Source organism: Rhizobium leguminosarum, assembly GCF_004123835.1.
GTDB lineage: Bacteria > Pseudomonadota > Alphaproteobacteria > Rhizobiales > Rhizobiaceae > Rhizobium > Rhizobium leguminosarum_M.
The window spans coordinates 222,687-238,248 of the sequence record NZ_MZMU01000015.1; the positions used below are offsets into that span (position 1 = coordinate 222,687).

Annotated in this window: 14 protein-coding genes; 12 read left to right on the forward strand and 2 right to left on the reverse strand. The window is 61.5% G+C overall.

Going from position 1 to position 15,562, the window contains the following annotated elements; all coding sequences use genetic code 11:
- Positions 1-22 precede the first annotated feature (22 nt).
- From lpxD to lpxB, 5 genes are read left to right on the forward strand one after another with little or no spacing between them, the layout of a single operon-like run.
- Positions 23-1,087, forward strand: a complete 1,065-nt coding sequence (lpxD, locus tag B5P46_RS23325; RefSeq protein ID WP_129420787.1) for a UDP-3-O-(3-hydroxymyristoyl)glucosamine N-acyltransferase — start codon at positions 23-25, stop codon at positions 1,085-1,087.
- Positions 1,080-1,547: a 3-hydroxyacyl-ACP dehydratase FabZ gene (gene fabZ / locus B5P46_RS23330; protein WP_038688684.1), complete on the forward strand. Its 468-nt coding sequence runs from the start codon at positions 1,080-1,082 to the stop codon at positions 1,545-1,547. Before lpxD ends, fabZ begins: the two co-directional genes overlap by 8 nt.
- The gene (gene lpxA / locus B5P46_RS23335) at positions 1,544-2,362 is read left to right on the forward strand and encodes an acyl-ACP--UDP-N-acetylglucosamine O-acyltransferase (protein WP_129420788.1); all 819 of its coding nucleotides are present in this window, start codon (positions 1,544-1,546) and stop codon (positions 2,360-2,362) included. The genes fabZ and lpxA overlap by 4 nt, the downstream gene beginning before the upstream one ends.
- A gap of 3 nt (positions 2,363-2,365) precedes the next feature.
- A complete protein-coding gene (locus B5P46_RS23340) occupies positions 2,366-3,247 on the forward strand; it encodes an LpxI family protein (RefSeq protein ID WP_129420789.1) in 882 nt (293 codons plus the stop codon).
- Entirely contained in the window at positions 3,244-4,413 is a 1,170-nt protein-coding gene (gene lpxB, locus B5P46_RS23345; RefSeq protein WP_129420790.1) for a lipid-A-disaccharide synthase, read from the forward strand. Before B5P46_RS23340 ends, lpxB begins: the two co-directional genes overlap by 4 nt.
- A gap of 32 nt (positions 4,414-4,445) precedes the next feature.
- Here lpxB and gltA read toward each other — a convergent pair whose 3' ends face one another.
- Complete coding sequence (gltA, locus tag B5P46_RS23350) at positions 4,446-5,735, reverse strand: citrate synthase (RefSeq protein WP_003539304.1); 1,290 nt, start codon at positions 5,733-5,735, stop codon at positions 4,446-4,448.
- Between the two features lie 292 nt (positions 5,736-6,027).
- On the opposite strand from gltA, the gene B5P46_RS23355 reads away from it, so the two are divergent.
- The gene (locus tag B5P46_RS23355) at positions 6,028-8,460 is read left to right on the forward strand and encodes a ComEC/Rec2 family competence protein (RefSeq protein WP_129420791.1); all 2,433 of its coding nucleotides are present in this window, start codon (positions 6,028-6,030) and stop codon (positions 8,458-8,460) included.
- Here B5P46_RS23355 and lexA read toward each other — a convergent pair.
- Entirely contained in the window at positions 8,441-9,160 is a 720-nt protein-coding gene (gene lexA / locus B5P46_RS23360) for a transcriptional repressor LexA (protein ID WP_129420792.1), read from the reverse strand. The genes B5P46_RS23355 and lexA overlap by 20 nt on opposite strands.
- A gap of 197 nt (positions 9,161-9,357) precedes the next feature.
- Between lexA and B5P46_RS23365 the strand changes: the two genes are divergently transcribed.
- The 6 genes from B5P46_RS23365 to B5P46_RS23390 all read left to right on the forward strand — a co-directional run bounded on the left by B5P46_RS23365 (position 9,358) and on the right by B5P46_RS23390 (position 15,559).
- Positions 9,358-10,254 carry a VOC family protein gene (locus B5P46_RS23365; RefSeq protein ID WP_129420793.1) on the forward strand — a complete coding sequence of 299 codons (897 nt, stop codon included), beginning with the start codon at positions 9,358-9,360 and terminating at the stop codon, positions 10,252-10,254.
- Positions 10,251-11,096, forward strand: coding sequence for a 3-deoxy-8-phosphooctulonate synthase (gene kdsA, locus B5P46_RS23370; RefSeq protein WP_129420794.1), 846 nt, complete (start codon positions 10,251-10,253; stop codon positions 11,094-11,096). Before B5P46_RS23365 ends, kdsA begins: the two co-directional genes overlap by 4 nt.
- Before the next feature lie 138 nt (positions 11,097-11,234).
- Entirely contained in the window at positions 11,235-12,509 is a 1,275-nt protein-coding gene (eno, locus tag B5P46_RS23375; RefSeq protein WP_129420795.1) for a phosphopyruvate hydratase, read from the forward strand.
- A 136-nt stretch (positions 12,510-12,645) separates the two neighbouring features.
- Complete coding sequence (locus B5P46_RS23380; RefSeq protein WP_017964158.1) at positions 12,646-12,966, forward strand: FtsB family cell division protein; 321 nt, start codon at positions 12,646-12,648, stop codon at positions 12,964-12,966.
- 145 nt (positions 12,967-13,111) lie between these two features.
- Positions 13,112-14,158 carry a pyruvate dehydrogenase (acetyl-transferring) E1 component subunit alpha gene (pdhA, locus tag B5P46_RS23385; protein WP_129420796.1) on the forward strand — a complete coding sequence of 349 codons (1,047 nt, stop codon included), beginning with the start codon at positions 13,112-13,114 and terminating at the stop codon, positions 14,156-14,158.
- A gap of 15 nt (positions 14,159-14,173) precedes the next feature.
- A complete protein-coding gene (locus B5P46_RS23390; RefSeq protein ID WP_129420797.1) occupies positions 14,174-15,559 on the forward strand; it encodes a pyruvate dehydrogenase complex E1 component subunit beta in 1,386 nt (461 codons plus the stop codon).
- Positions 15,560-15,562 lie beyond the last annotated feature (3 nt).

The window sequence follows — 15,562 nt, forward strand, 5'->3', positions numbered from 1 at the left end:
ATTCCGTTCTGGAGCATTGCCGATGGAGCAAAACGTATTTTTTCTGCCCCATGAAGGTCTGAAGCTCGCTGAGCTGGCAGAGTTTCTTGGGGCGGAGCTTGCTAATTCCGACTATGCCGATGTTGTCGTCAGGTCCGTTGCCCCCATCAGCCGGGCCCGGGCGGGCGATGTCTGTTATATCCTGTCGCGCCGCAGCCGCGATGAGCTGGTGACATGCGAAGCCTCGGCAGTGATCTGCGACAAGGCGCTCGCCGATCTCGTACCCCCACACATCCCGGTCATCCTGTCGTCCAATCCGCATGCGGCTTTTGCGATGGCGGGCGGCCTGTTTTATCCCGCGGCATTGCGTCCGGTCGTCTTTTCCGGTGAAAGCAAGATCGCGCCGAGCGCGGTGATCGATCCGAGCGCCAGGCTTGAAAAGGGTGTGATCGTCGAGCCGATGGCCGTCATCGGGGCGCATGCCGAGATCGGCGAAGGGACGCGCGTCGGCGCCCACAGCATCATCGGTCCGAATGTCAAGATTGGCCGGGATTGTTCGATTGCCGCCGGCGCGAGCATTCTCTGCGCGCTGCTCGGCAACGGCGTCATCATCCACAACGGCGCCCGCATCGGCCAGGACGGTTTCGGTTATGCACCAGGCCCGCGCGGCATGATCAAGATCGTCCAGATCGGCCGGGTGATCATCCAGGATAATGTCGAGATCGGCGCCAACACCACGATCGATCGTGGTGCCATGGACGATACGGTGATCGGCGAAGGCACCAAGATCGACAACCAGGTACAGATCGGCCACAACGTTCAGATCGGCCGCCATTGCGCCATCGTCGCGCAGGTCGGCATCGCCGGCAGCACGAAGATCGGCAATGGCGTGCAGATCGGCGGCCAGGTCGGCATCAAGGGGCATGTGACGATCGGCGACGGCGTGCAGATCGCTGCCAAAAGCGGTATCATGACCGATCTTGCCGCCGGCGGACAATATGGCGGTATACCTGCGCGTCCGCTAAAAGACTATTTGAGAGATGCTGCGCAACTGGTGTCGAAGACCAGATCGCACGGGCGGAAACCTGGAGGCAAGCAAAATGACTGAGGAAGCCACGACAACGCTTTCTTCGGCTGACATCATTGAGATCATGAAGCTGCTGCCGCATCGTTACCCGTTTCTGATGGTCGATAAGATCATCGAGATCGATGGTGACAACTCGGCGATCGGCATCAAGAACGTCACGGTGAACGAGCCGCATTTCACCGGCCATTTTCCGGAATCTCCGATCATGCCGGGGGTCCTGCTGATCGAGGGCATGGCTCAGACGGCGGGCGCGATCTGTGCCAAGAAGGAAGGCCAGCCGGGAAATCTCGTCTACTTCATGACCATTGAGAATGCGCGCTTCCGCAAGCCCGTCGTGCCCGGCGACCGTGTCGAGTTCCACGTGAAGAAGCATAAGCAGCGCGGCAATATCTGGAAGTTCCATTGTGACGCCAAAGTCGACGGCGCGCTTGTCGCCGAGGCCGATATCGGCGCGATGATCGTTCGTAAGGATCAGGCATGAGCAATATCGCCGAAAGCGCCCATATTCATCCGATGGCCGTCGTCGAAGACGGGGCGACCATCGGTGAGGGCGTCAAAGTCGGTCCGTTCTGCTATGTCGGCTCGCATGTCGTCCTGCATGCGAATGTCGAGCTCCTAGCGCATGCGGTCGTCACCGGCCGCACAATGATCGGCAAGGGCACGCGCATCTTCCCGATGGCCGTCGTCGGCGGCGATCCGCAGAGCGTGCACCACGGCGGCGAGGAGACGACGTTGACGGTCGGCGCCAACTGCACGATCCGCGAAGGCGTGACGATGAACACCGGCACGGCCGATTTCGGCGGTCAGACGATCGTCGGCGACAACAACCTTTTCCTTGCCAATTCCCATGTCGCGCATGACTGCCGGGTCGGCAACCACGTGATCATGTCGAACAACGTCATGCTCGCCGGCCATGTCGTCATCGAAGATCGCGTCATCCTGGGCGGCGGCTCGGCCGTTCACCAGTTCACCCGCGTCGGCCGTCAGGCCTTCGTCGGCGGGCTCTCGGCAGTGAGTTACGACGTCATTCCCTACGGCATGCTGAACGGCAATCCCGGGCTGCTGAGCGGCCTCAACGTCGTCGGCATGACGCGCGCCGGCGTCGACCGCGCCGTCATTCACAGGGTGCGTCGCGCCTACAAGTCGATCTTCGAAGGAACAGGCTCCGTCCGTGAAAACGCCGCCGCCATCCGCGAAGAATATGCCGATTGCGAGCAGGTGGTCCACATCCTCGATTTCATCGCCGCCGACAGCGACCGCGCCTTGTCCTCGCCGACCCGGGGACAGAAGGGCTAGTCCGTGACTTTTTCCGGCGACACCGCTGCGGGCCGGCTGGCGATCATTGCCGGCGGCGGTCTTCTGCCTTCCTATGTCGCCGAAGCTGCGCGCGCGGCGGGTGAAAATCCCGTCATCGTCGCACTGAAAGATGAAAGCGACCGGCGCTGGGAAGGTTATGACCATGCCGTCATCGCTATCGGCGATTTCGCAGCCCTCGATGGGCTGCTCAACCGTTATGGCATCGGCCGTGTGGTGATGTCGGGCAGCGTGCGCCGTCGGCCGGAATGGCGTGAGGTGCGCCCGACGCTGCGCATTCTGATGAAGGTGCCGGCCGCCATCCGTACGCTGCTGTCCGGTGGCGACGACACGGTGCTGCAGATGGTGATCCGGCTGATCGAGGGAAACGGCCGCCGCGTCGTCGGCGCCCATGAAATCGCCCCCGACCTTCTTGCCTCCGTCGGCCCGCTTGGCGCTGCAGCACCCGGCGAGGAAGACCGGCGCGATATCAGCCGGGCGGCCGAGGCCGCCGACATGCTGGGCCGGCTCGACGTCGGGCAGGGTGCTGTCAGCATCGGCGGGCGCGTCGTCGCGCTCGAGGGTCTGGAGGGCACGGATGAGATGCTGGACCGTGTCACGGGTCTCAGAGCCGCCGGACGCATTTCGCCGCGTCGCCGCGGCGCGCTGGTCAAGCTCTGCAAGCCGCAGCAGGATATCCGCGCCGACTTGCCGGCGATCGGCGTTTCCACGGTCATGAACGCGAGGAAAGCCGGCCTTGCCGGCGTCGCCGTCGAGGCCGGCCGCTCGCTGGTGCTCGATCGCGCCGCCGTCATCAAAGCCGCCGATGAGGCCGGGCTTTTCGTCTGCGGCATCGATCGCGGCCTGCCGGCATGGGGGCTCGAATGAACGGGGCGCCGCTGAAAATCGCCGTCATTGCCGGCGAGGTGTCCGGTGACCTGCTCGGTGCCGATCTTATCGCCGCACTGAAGCGGGTTCACGGCGGGCCGGTGGAACTCGTCGGCGTCGGCGGCGAGGGGCTGCAGGCCGAAGGCTTGAGATCCCTGTTCGATTTCTCCGAGCTGTCGATCATGGGCATCACCCAGGTGCTGAGCCGGCTGCCGAAACTCTACGCGCTGATCCGCCAGACGACGGCTGCCATCATTGCCGCAAGGCCCGACATTCTCCTGATTATCGACAGCCCGGATTTCACCCATCGCGTCGCCAAGCGGGTCCGCACCGCGCTCCCCGATCTGCCCGTTGTCAATTATGTCTGTCCGAGCGTCTGGGCCTGGAAGGAATATCGCGCCACGCGCATGCTCGCCTATGTCGATCATGTGCTCGCCGTCCTGCCCTTCGAGCCGGCAACGATGCAACGCCTCAATGGCCCGGCGACAACCTATGTCGGGCATCGTCTGGTCGCTGACCCCGCTCTGCTGGAGACACGTCGCCTGCGCGTGGGAAGGCGACCCGGCAACGGCACGATCCTGCTTCTTCCCGGCTCACGCTCCTCCGAGATCCAGAAACTTCTGCCCTATTTCGAGGTGGCAACGAACGAACTCGTCACCCGCAACGGGCCGACACGCTTCGTTCTGCCGACGGTGACGCACAAGGAGGCGCTTATCCGCGAGATGACGGCGGGGTGGGGGGTAAAGCCGGAGATCGTCGTCGGCGCAGAAGCAAAATGGAAAGCCTTTGCCGAGGCCGATGCAGCCATGGCGGCATCCGGAACCGTTATTCTTGAACTGGCGCTTGCAGATGTTCCCGTCGTCTCCGCCTACAAGGTCGACTGGATCATGCGCATGCTGACATCGGGTATCAAGACCTGGACCGGCGCGCTGCCGAACCTGATCGCCGATTACGCGGTCGTCCCGGAATATCTGAACGACGTCGTTCGCGGCGCAAGCCTCGCGCGCTGGATGGAAAGGCTGTCGGCCGACACCTATCAGCTGAAGGCGATGAAGGAAGGCTACGATCTCATCTGGCAGCGCATGCAGACCGAAAAGCCGCCCGGCGAACACGCTGCCGAGATCCTTCTCGACGTGCTGAAAAAGAAAAAACCCGGTCGTTTCTGACCGGGTTTTCTTTTGAGTTCGTTCTGAAGCGATCAGCGCTTCGAAACCGGAATGTAGTCGCGCTTCGGTTCGCCGACATAGAGCTGACGCGGCCGGCCGATGCGCTGTTCCGGATCCTCGATCATCTCGTTCCACTGCGCGATCCAGCCGACGGTGCGGGCGAGCGCGAAGAGCACCGTGAACATGGTTGTGGGGAAGCCCAGCGCCTTCAACGTGATGCCGGAATAGAAGTCGATATTCGGATAGAGCTTCTTCTCGATGAAATATTCGTCGGTGAGCGCGATACGCTCCAGCTCCATCGCCACTTCGAGCAACGGATCGTCCTTGATGCCGAGTTCGCCGAGCACTTCATGCGTCGTCTTCTGCATGATCTTGGCGCGCGGATCGTAGTTCTTGTAGACGCGGTGACCGAAGCCCATCAGGCGGAACGGATCATTCTTGTCCTTGGCGCGGGCGACATATTCCGGAATGCGGTCGACCGTGCCGATTTCGTTCAGCATGTTGAGGGCTGCTTCGTTAGCGCCGCCGTGAGCGGGCCCCCAGAGGCAGGCAATGCCGGCGGCGATGCAGGCGAACGGATTGGCGCCCGACGAACCGGCGAGGCGGACGGTCGAGGTCGAGGCGTTCTGCTCATGATCGGCGTGCAGGATGAAGATGCGGTCCATGGCGCGGGCAAGCACCGGATTGACCACGTATTCCTCGCAAGGCACGGCAAAGCACATGCGCAGGAAGTTCGAGGCGTAGTCGAGGTCGTTCTTCGGATAAACGAAGGGCTGGCCGATATGGTACTTGTAGGCCATGGCGGCAAGCGTCGGCATCTTGGCGATCATGCGCAGGCTGGCGACCATGCGCTGGTGCGGATCGGTGATGTCGGTGGAGTCGTGATAGAAGGCCGACAGCGCGCCGACGCAGCCGCACATGACGGCCATCGGATGCGCATCGCGGCGGAAGCCGGTGAAGAAGCGGCTCATCTGCTCGTGCACCATGGTGTGGTGCGTGACGCGGTAATCAAAATCCTTCTTCTGCACGGTGGTCGGCAGTTCGCCGTAAAGCAGGAGGTAGCAGACCTCGAGGAAGTCGCCGTGCTCGGCGAGCTGCTCGATCGGGTAGCCGCGATGCAGCAGGACACCTTCGTCGCCGTCGATGTAGGTGATTTTCGATTCACAGGATGCGGTCGAGGTAAAACCCGGATCGTACGTGAAGGAAGCCGTGTTCTTGTAGAGAGCACCGATATCGATGACGCTCGGGCCGATCGTGCCGCTTTTGACGGCAAGGTCGACAGACTTGTCACCGATTTTTATTGTAGCGCTTTGATCCGTCATGCTGATCCTCCGAAATGGCGGTGGCGCCATAAAAGCGCCATAGGGGTTAAGCGTCCTCACCGATAGCTATATGATCGCGACGCTAATGCCAAGTTACCGTGACGGCATTTTGTGCATTGCGGTATCATCTTTTAGGCACTGCAGCGATGAGCCGCACGCATATCGGAAGCTGATGATTCGACTGGCCTTTTGGCTCTCGCGATTTTCCCTCACATTTCAATCGATTATTCTTGCCGGATTTGAATGGAGGTTGCATTCTGGCCGTCTTCGCGGGTTTGGGCTTGGGCGGTTCATGCAGGAGTTGACGACAGTCGAATTGCGGCCGGAAGCAGGCGAAGGCCTTGCCGACTCCTCCGGTTTTTCTCCGCCTGTCGTGGTGACGCGACCGACAAGGACGCAGTCGGCGACACCATTGCGCCACCGGCTGCCGGCCGCAGCCTCGCACTTGCTGCGTGCCGGCATGCGCATGCTGGGCGAGGAGGCGGACCATGGCCGCCTGCTGCTGTTCTCGCCGGTCTTCCTCGGCGCCGGGTCAGCCGTCTGGTTTCTCGCGGCATCGGATTTTCCGCTCGTAGCATCACTGCTCTGCCTGTTGGTGTTGACCTTGGCGGTTCTCATTACCAGCCGCAGCCGGGCGGTATTGCGGGCAGCGCTGCTGGCGCTTTCGCTCGTGGCCTGCGGAATGGTCACCGCGCAGTTCGAGAGCTGGCGGGCTTCCACCGTGATCCTCGATTCCGCCGTGACGACAACGGTGACCGGCCGCGTCGAGCGGCGCGAAGGCGACGGTCGCGGGCGGTGGCGCTACATTCTTGCCGTCACCGGCACTGAGGCGCCACAGGTGAAGCGGCCGCCGGAACGCATCACCGCAATCGCCCGCGGCGCGGACGCGGCCTTCGAGATCGGCGATATCATCACTGGCAGGGCGCGGCTGACGCCGCCGGCGGGCCCAGCGCTTCCCGAGCTCAACGACTTCTCCTTCAGTGCCTATTTCGACGGCATCGGCGCCAACGGTTTCTTCTACGGTGCACCGACGAAGGTCGATGCGCAGGCAGGTCCCCAGGCTGCAAGATCGACGGCGGAAACGCTGCTCGAAGGGCTCTATCGTCTCCGCAGCGGCATTGGCGACCGCATAAGGTCGATCCTGCCCGGCGACACCGGCGCTTTTGCCGCTGCTCTGGTGACGGACGAGCGGCGCGCCATCTCGGATGCGACGACGGAGGCGCTGCGCCAGTCCGGTCTGGCTCATATCATCGCCATCTCCGGTCTCAACATGGCGCTGTCGGCCGGCATCTTCTTCGTTGGCTTGCGGATGCTGCTCAGCCTCTTTCCCGGCATCGCTGAGGCCTATCCGACGAAGAAGATCGCCGCCGCCGGCGCGCTCATCGCCGTCACCGCCTATTTCCTGATCTCCGGCTTTGCGGTTTCTGCCGAACGCGCATTCATCATGATGGCCATCATGTTGATTGCCGTCTTCTTCGACCGGCCGTCGATCAGCCTTCGCAATGTCGCTCTCTCCGCGCTCGTCATCATTGTCATTTCGCCGTCCGAGGTCTTGGGTCCGAGCTTCCAGATGTCTTTTGCCGCGACATTGGCGCTGGTCTCGGGCTATCAGCTGTGGAAGGATCGGCGGGTCCGCGAAAACGCTTTCCTGAAGCTGCCGATCATCAGGCCCTTCGTTACCGTTGCGGGCTTCTTCGGCGGCGTCTTCCTGACCTCGCTGATCGGCGGTTTTTCCACCGCGCTGTTTGCGATCGAGCATTTTCATCGTCTGACCTCCTATGGCTTGCCGGCAAACCTCGCGACGATGCCGATCATCTCCTTCATCATCATGCCGGCCGGCTTGCTGGCGATGCTGCTCATGCCTTTCGGCTTGGACGTCTTGCCCTGGAAGGTCGTCGGATTCGGCCTCGATCTGGTGATCGCGGTCGCAAAGACGGTGTCCGGCTGGGATGGCAATATCGACGTCGGCCGCTTGCCCGCTTGGTATTTCGCGGTCGCCGTGGCAGGCTTTTTGTTGCTGACCTTGCTCCGCACGCGGTTGCGCCATGTCGGCGCATCGATCATCGCGGTCTCGACGCTCATCCTGTTGCTTCTGCCGGTTCCTCGGCCGCCGGATCTGGTGATTTCGGAGGATGGCAGTCTCGTGGCGGTGGTCGAAACGGCAGCAATGGCTTCCAACCGTGAAAAACCGCCGGATTTCATATTCGACCAGTGGCAGAGAGCCCTGGTCCTGCCGAAGCATGATCCGCCGAAGATGCTGGACGGTCCTGCTATCCCGCCGGAGGGAGAGGACCGCCGCGTCAGGCTTTCCCGCGATCAGCAGAACGAAGCGAGGACCGCGATGCGCGCCGCCGCAGCGGACGGTGACGCAAACCGCTTTTCCTGCGTCAAGAAGGCCTGGTGCACATCAAGGCTTGGCAATGGTCATATCGTGGCCGTCATCGAGAATGCCGCCTATCTCGGCCCGGCATGCGACGCCGCCGATATCGTCGTGACGTCGGTCCGCCTTCGCTTCAACAGCTGCCGCTCAGGTGCGACGCTCTTCACCGGTGAGACGCTGCGCAGGACCGGTTCCATTGAGTTGCGCTTCACGGACGCCGGCCTGGAGGTCGCAACCGCATTCGATGCATTATCGCGGCCATGGATGCGCCATCGCGCCTATGACTGGCGCAGCAACAGTTTTACCGAATCCGGCCTGGCCAATGTCAGTGATAGCGGCGAATGAGACCGACGAGTTTGCCCTGAACCTTGACACGGTCCGGCCCGAAAATCCGGGTCTCGTAAGCCGGGTTGGCGGCCTCCAGTGCGATCGAGGCGCCCTTGCGGCGGAAGCGCTTCAGTGTCGCTTCTTCGTCGTCGACGAGAGCAACGACGATATCGCCGGGACTTGCGGTGCTGCTGTTGCGGATGATCACGGTGTCGCCGTCGAAGATGCCGGCATCGATCATCGAATCGCCTTTGACCTCCAGCGCATAATGTTCACCGGAACCGAGCATGTCGGCCGGAACGACGATGTCATGGGTGTTGTTCTGGATCGCCGAAATCGGAACACCGGCAGCGATTCGGCCCATGACCGGCACGGAGACCGAGTTGCCGTTGTCGGCGACGGGTTTTGCGGGAGCAGGGGCGGCGACCGGCTGAGGTTTGCCGAGGCTGCCCTCGATGACGCTCGGCGAAAAGCCGCGCCGCGGCTGGATGCTGGGGCTGTAGGCCTCCGGAAGCTTGATGACCTCGAGCGCGCGGGCGCGGTTCGGTAGGCGGCGAATGAAGCCACGCTCCTCGAGCGCCGTAATCAAGCGATGAATCCCGGACTTCGAGGCGAGGTCCAGGGCATCCTTCATCTCGTCGAAAGATGGCGGAACGCCGGATTCCTTCATGCGCTCATGAATGAAAAGGAGAAGCTCCTGTTGTTTGCGCGTGAGCATCGACGTTGTGACCTCGTGATTGAAACAAATCCAGAACAGACACTATATGTTCCATATGTGTTCCGCAAGTAGCTAAATTTCCGTAAAACTTGGCGCCAACTCGTTGCGATTTTTATTTTCATTCGCCGGATTGGGACGCAAGTCTTGCATTGAGGGTGGCGCTGTCGCACATCTTTCGACGTTTCCAGGAGGGACACATGAACGAGCATTCCGCCAAACCGCACCCGCTGGATCATATCGTGCTGCCGATCGTCAATATCGATCTGGCGCGCGAGAGGCTCGGCAAGCTCGGCTTCACCGTCGCCGCCGATGCACGCCATCCCTTCGGAACGGAGAATGCCTGCGTCTTTTTTGCCGACAAGACCTATCTGGAACCGCTCGGGATTGCGAGCATCGAGGAGAGCGAGGCATCGGCGCGGCAAGGCAATGTCTTCACTGCCCGCAACCAGGCCTTCCGCTTCCGCTGTGGCGAGGAGGGGCTTTCGGGGCTGGCTTTCGGCAGCAAGGATGCCGGCATCGATCATCAGAATTTCGTCGGCAACGGATCGAGCGCCGGCGAGATGCTGCAGTTCACCCGGCCGATGACGATGCCGGACGGTTCCGAGACGATTGCCGGCTTCAAGCTGGCTTTTGCCGGCGACCTGCGCGCGCCTGATCTCCTGCTCTTCACCGTCGAGCGCGTCAATCCGCTGCCGGCCGACCGCGCCGCGCTGGAGACACATGCCAATGGCGTAACCGCCATAACCGAGATCGCGCTTTGCGCGCCGGAACCGACCGCGTTTGCTGCCTTCGTCAGCCTTGCCGTGGCGCAATCGGCAGTCGAGAAAACCGGTTTCGGCGTCAATATCGCGGCATCGAATACGAAAATCAGCCTGATGACGCCGGAGGGGCTGGAGGCCTATTTCGACATCGCCGGCTCATCCGCCGATCGGGGTCTGCGCGGCCGAGCAATCCTCTTCACTGTCGCCGATCTTGCCGTGACAGAAGCGCATTTGGCTGCTAACGGGGTGACATACACGCGCAAGAACAATCGCATTCTGGTGAAGTCCGCGCCCGGGCAGGGCACGCTCTTCGCCTTCGAGGAAACACGATGAGCACTGATACGAATTCCGAAGTCAGGATCGGCGAAGGCCAAGGCCAGGTCACCTTTTCCAATACCGGCCGCCTGTCGCTGATTGCCGGTCCCTGCCAGATGGAGAGCCGCGACCACGCCTTCATGGTTGCCGGCACGCTGAAAGAGCTTTGCGGAAAGCTCGGCATCGGCCTCGTCTACAAGAGCTCCTTCGACAAAGCGAACCGGACCTCGCTTTCGGCCGAACGCGGTATCGGCATCGAAAAGGGCATGGAGGTCTTTGCCGACCTCAAGAAGGAATTCGGTTTTCCCGTCCTGACCGACGTTCATACCGCCGAGCAATGCGCGGAGGTGGCAAAGATCGTCGATGTCCTGCAAATCCCGGCCTTCCTCTGCCGCCAGACCGACCTTCTTATCGCCGCCGCCAGGACCGGCCGCGTCGTCAATGTCAAGAAAGGCCAGTTCCTCGCCCCCTGGGATATGAAGAACGTCCTGAAGAAGCTCAATGCCAGCGGCAATCCGAATGTGCTGCTGTGCGAGCGCGGCGCCTCATTCGGCTACAATACGCTGGTTTCCGACATGCGCTCGCTGCCGATCATGGCGGCGATGGGTGCGCCCGTTATCTTCGATGCGACCCATTCCGTGGCGCAGCCAGGCGGGCAGGGCGAATCCTCCGGCGGTCAGCGGGAATTCGTGGAAACCCTGGCGCGCGCAGCGGTGGCTGCCGGTATTGCCGGCGTCTTCGTCGAAACCCACCAGGACCCTGACAATGCACCTTCCGACGGCCCGAACATGGTCTATCTCAAGGACATGCCGCGCCTGCTTGAAAAGCTGCTTGCCTTCGATGCGGTCGCCAAGGCTTGACGTTCAACAGTCTGACATGATCGTGCTATAGGCCGGGAAAGCTGGTTCGAAGGCTGGAAATTGCAGCATTGTAATTTGCACGTCTTCGACTAAGACAGGTTTCGAACCGACTTATCACCCACCGAGCAGGAAGAACCCATGACTGCAATCACCGATATCATCGCCCGCGAGATTCTCGATAGCCGTGGCAACCCCACCGTCGAAGTCGATGTCTATCTCGAAGATGGCAGCATGGGCCGCGCGGCCGTTCCCTCGGGGGCCTCGACGGGCGCGCATGAGGCGGTCGAACTGCGTGACGGCGGCAAGCGCTACCTCGGCAAGGGCGTCGAAAAGGCGGTCGAAGCCGCCAACACCGAGATCTTCGACGCGATCGGCGGCATCGACGCCGAAAATCAGATCCAGATCGACAACATCATGATCGAGCTCGACGGCACGCCGAACAAGTCGCGCCTCGGCGCCAACGCCATCCTCGGCGTATCGCTCGCCGTCGCCAAGGCTGCCGCCCAGGCGTCCGGCCTGCCGCTCTATCGTTATGTCGGCGGCGCTTCCGCCTGCCTGCTGCCGGTGCCGATGATGAACATCATCAATGGTGGTGCCCATGCCGACAACCCGATCGATTTCCAGGAATTCATGATCCTGCCGGTCGGCGCCGATTCGATCGCCGAAGCCGTGCGCATGGGTTCGGAAGTCTTCCACACGCTGCGCAAGGAACTTGCCGCGCAGGGCCACAACACCAATGTCGGCGACGAAGGTGGTTTCGCACCGGGCCTGAAGAGCGCGCCTGAGGCCCTCGACTTCATCATGAAGTCGATCGAGAAAGCCGGCTACAAGCCCGGCGACGACATGTGCCTCGGCCTCGACTGCGCCTCGACGGAATTCTTCAAGGACGGCAAATACGTTCTCGAAGGTGAAGGCCGCACGCTGGAATCGGGCGCCATGGCCGAATATCTGGCCGAGCTCGCCGCCAAGTATCCGATCATCTCGATCGAGGACGGCATGGCCGAAGACGACTGGGACGGCTGGAAGACGCTGACCGACCTGGCCGGCAAGAAGACCCAGCTCGTCGGCGACGATCTCTTCGTCACCAACTCCGCCCGCCTTCGCGACGGCATCCGTATGGGCGTCGCCAACTCGATCCTCGTCAAGGTCAACCAGATTGGCACGCTGACGGAGACGCTCGATGCCGTCAACACGGCGCACAAGGCGGCCTATACCGCCGTCATGTCCCACCGCTCCGGCGAGACCGAAGATTCGACCATCGCCGATCTCGCGGTCGCCACCAACTGCGGTCAGATCAAGACCGGCTCGCTGTCACGTTCCGACCGTCTTGCCAAGTACAACCAGCTGATCCGTATCGAAGAAGGCCTCGGCCCGCAGGCCCAGTATGCTGGCCGCTCGATCATTCGCGGCTGATCGGATCTGATTTTCAATGCTTGACCCGCGCCTTCCCGGCGCGGGTTTTTTGTTGCCCGTTTTTTAGAGTCAACGAACGGTTAATCTCTGCGCGTTAGATTGAACGAATTGGTAATGCGTTCAAGAGCATGCGTGTATGTGGACAAAGCATCATAAGAAGAGAAAGATCGGTCGCTTCGTCATTCCGGCCATGACGGTCGCCTTCCTCTCCTATTTCGGTTATCATTGCATTCATGGCGATTACGGCCTGCGCGCGACGGAGACGTTCGAGCATCAGCGTGTCGCGCGTGAAAAAGAGCTTGCGGTCTTGAAGGCGAAGCGCGAACATCTGGAAAACCAGGTCGCGCTCTTGAGTGACGGCTCGCTCGACAAGGATATGTTGGACGAAAAAGCGCGTTATCAGCTCAACATGTCGCGCGCCGACGAGATCGTCGTATTCAACCATTATTCCAATTAACCGGAAACAAGTTAATTGGAATTTTCATTGTTTTTCCAATAATTTAGCACCGAATACGAGCCATGCAATTATGGCATTGCTGTGGTCATATTTCTTCCCTATGGTACGCGCCACCAAGAAACGACAAACCCATAGGGAGGGTTGAATGGCGCCGCGAAAGACCGCGACCGTTTCCAGCCGCAAAACTGCAGCAAAACCGGCAGCCAAAGCATCGAATGGAGGCCCGGTAGCCGACTTCGATCGCGATGAAGAGCTCAAGGCCTATCGCGAGATGCTGCTGATCCGCCGCTTCGAGGAGAAGGCTGGCCAGCTTTACGGCATGGGCTTCATCGGCGGCTTTTGCCACCTCTATATCGGTCAGGAAGCTGTCGTCGTCGGCATGCAGATGGCGCAGAAGGAAGGCGACCAGGTCATCACCGCCTATCGCGACCACGGCCATATGCTGGCAACCGGCATGGAAGCGCGCGGCGTCATGGCCGAGTTGACCGGGCGCCGCAGCGGCTATTCCCACGGCAAGGGCGGCTCGATGCACATGTTCTCGAAAGAGAAGCATTTCTACGGCGGTCACGGCATCGTCGGCGCCCAGGTCTCGCTCGGAACGGGTCTTGCCTTTGCAAACCGCTACCGCGGCAACGACAATGTCTCCATCGCCTATTTCGGCGACGGCGCTGCCAACCAGGGCCAGGTCTACGAGAGCTTCAACATGGCTGCTCTCTGGAAGCTGCCGATCGTCTATATCGTCGAGAACAACCGTTACGCCATGGGTACCTCGACCGCCCGCGCCACCGCGCAGTCGAACTACTCGCTTCGCGGATCCGGCTTCGGCATCCCGGGCATTCAGGTCGACGGCATGGACGTTCGCGCCGTCAAGGCGGCGGCCGACGAGGCGCTCGAACATTGCCGCTCTGGCAAAGGCCCGATCATCCTCGAAATGCTGACCTATCGTTATCGCGGTCACTCGATGTCCGACCCGGCGAAGTATCGCTCCAAAGAGGAAGTGCAGAAGATGCGCTCCGAGCAGGATCCGATCGAACAGGTGAAGGCACGCCTCGTCGAAAAGGGCTGGGCTTCCGAAGACGATCTGAAGGCGATCGACAAGGATGTCCGCGACATCGTCGCCGACAGCGCCGACTTCGCCCAGGCCGATCCGGAGCCGGATGCATCCGAGCTCTATACCGACATTCTGCTCTAATCGGGGAGGGAACCCATGCCTATCGATATCCTCATGCCCGCCCTCTCTCCGACCATGGAAGAAGGCACACTGTCCAAATGGCTGAAGCAGGAAGGTGACAAGGTCACCTCAGGCGATGTGATCGCCGAAATCGAAACAGACAAGGCGACGATGGAAGTCGAAGCCGTCGACGAAGGCGTCATCGGCAAGCTGCTCGTCGATGCCGGCACCGAAGGCGTCAAGGTCAACACCAAGATCGCCGTGCTGCTGCAGGACGGCGAATCGGCCGCGGATCTTTCCGCCGCCAAGCCGGCCGCCGCGCCAGCTCCGGAAGTTGCCCAGGAAGAGAAGCCGACCAACACCGGTTCTGCCTCCGCACCGCTTCCGGCCGAGCCGAAGGCCGTCGTTCCGAACGACCCCGAAATCCCGGCCGGCACCGAAATGGTGTCGACGACCGTGCGCGAAGCGCTCCGCGACGCCATGGCCGAAGAAATGCGCGCCGACGAAAACGTCTTCGTCATGGGCGAGGAAGTCGCCGAATATCAGGGTGCCTACAAGGTCACGCAGGGGCTGCTGCAGGAATTCGGCCCACGCCGCGTCGTCGATACGCCGATCACCGAGCACGGCTTTGCCGGCGTCGGCGTCGGCGCCGCAATGGCCGGCCTTCGCCCGATCGTCGAATTCATGACCTTCAACTTCGCCATGCAGGCGATCGACCAGATCATCAACTCCGCCGCCAAGACGCTCTATATGTCCGGCGGCCAGATGGGCGCTCCGATCGTCTTCCGCGGCCCGAATGGTGCGGCTGCCCGCGTCGGCGCCCAGCACAGCCAGGATTATGCTGCCTGGTATAGCGCCATTCCCGGCCTGAAGGTCGTCATGCCCTATACGGCATCCGACGCCAAGGGCTTGCTGAAGGCTGCGATCCGCGATCCGAACCCGGTCATTTTCCTCGAAAACGAAATTCTCTACGGCCAGCACTTCGATGTGCCGAAGCTCGACAATTTCGTTCTCCCGATCGGCAAGGCCCGCATCCATCGTCAGGGCAAGGACGTCACCGTGGTCTCCTTCGGCATCGGCATGAGCTATGCGACCAAGGCTGTCGCCGAACTCGAGAAGATCGGCATCGACGTCGAACTGATCGACCTTCGCACCATCCGCCCGATGGACCTGCCGACCGTCATCGAATCGGTGAAGAAGACCGGCCGCCTGGTCACCGTCGAGGAAGGTTATCCGCAGTCGTCGGTCGGCACCGAAATCGCCACCCGCGTCATGCAGCAGGCCTTCGACTATCTCGATGCGCCGATCCTGACGATCGCAGGCAAGGACGTGCCGATGCCTTACGCCGCCAATCTCGAAAAACTCGCCCTTCCGAACGTCGGCGAAGTGGTCGATGCGGTGAAGGCTGTTTGCTACAAATAAGGG

What these genes read in the sequence shown, in the direction of transcription:
- lpxD (WP_129420787.1), top strand. Translation starts at nt 23, where the DNA reads ATGGAGCAAAACGTATTTTTTCTGCCCCATGAAGGTCTGAAGCTCGCT.
- fabZ (WP_038688684.1), top strand. Translation starts at nt 1,080, where the DNA reads ATGACTGAGGAAGCCACGACAACGCTTTCTTCGGCTGACATCATTGAG.
- lpxA (WP_129420788.1), top strand. Translation starts at nt 1,544, where the DNA reads ATGAGCAATATCGCCGAAAGCGCCCATATTCATCCGATGGCCGTCGTC.
- lpxB (WP_129420790.1), top strand. Translation starts at nt 3,244, where the DNA reads ATGAACGGGGCGCCGCTGAAAATCGCCGTCATTGCCGGCGAGGTGTCC.
- gltA (WP_003539304.1), bottom strand. Translation starts at nt 5,735, where the DNA reads ATGACGGATCAAAGCGCTACAATAAAAATCGGTGACAAGTCTGTCGAC.
- B5P46_RS23355 (WP_129420791.1), top strand. Translation starts at nt 6,028, where the DNA reads ATGCAGGAGTTGACGACAGTCGAATTGCGGCCGGAAGCAGGCGAAGGC.
- lexA (WP_129420792.1), bottom strand. Translation starts at nt 9,160, where the DNA reads ATGCTCACGCGCAAACAACAGGAGCTTCTCCTTTTCATTCATGAGCGC.
- B5P46_RS23365 (WP_129420793.1), top strand. Translation starts at nt 9,358, where the DNA reads ATGAACGAGCATTCCGCCAAACCGCACCCGCTGGATCATATCGTGCTG.
- kdsA (WP_129420794.1), top strand. Translation starts at nt 10,251, where the DNA reads ATGAGCACTGATACGAATTCCGAAGTCAGGATCGGCGAAGGCCAAGGC.
- eno (WP_129420795.1), top strand. Translation starts at nt 11,235, where the DNA reads ATGACTGCAATCACCGATATCATCGCCCGCGAGATTCTCGATAGCCGT.
- B5P46_RS23380 (WP_017964158.1), top strand. Translation starts at nt 12,646, where the DNA reads ATGTGGACAAAGCATCATAAGAAGAGAAAGATCGGTCGCTTCGTCATT.
- pdhA (WP_129420796.1), top strand. Translation starts at nt 13,112, where the DNA reads ATGGCGCCGCGAAAGACCGCGACCGTTTCCAGCCGCAAAACTGCAGCA.
- B5P46_RS23390 (WP_129420797.1), top strand. Translation starts at nt 14,174, where the DNA reads ATGCCTATCGATATCCTCATGCCCGCCCTCTCTCCGACCATGGAAGAA.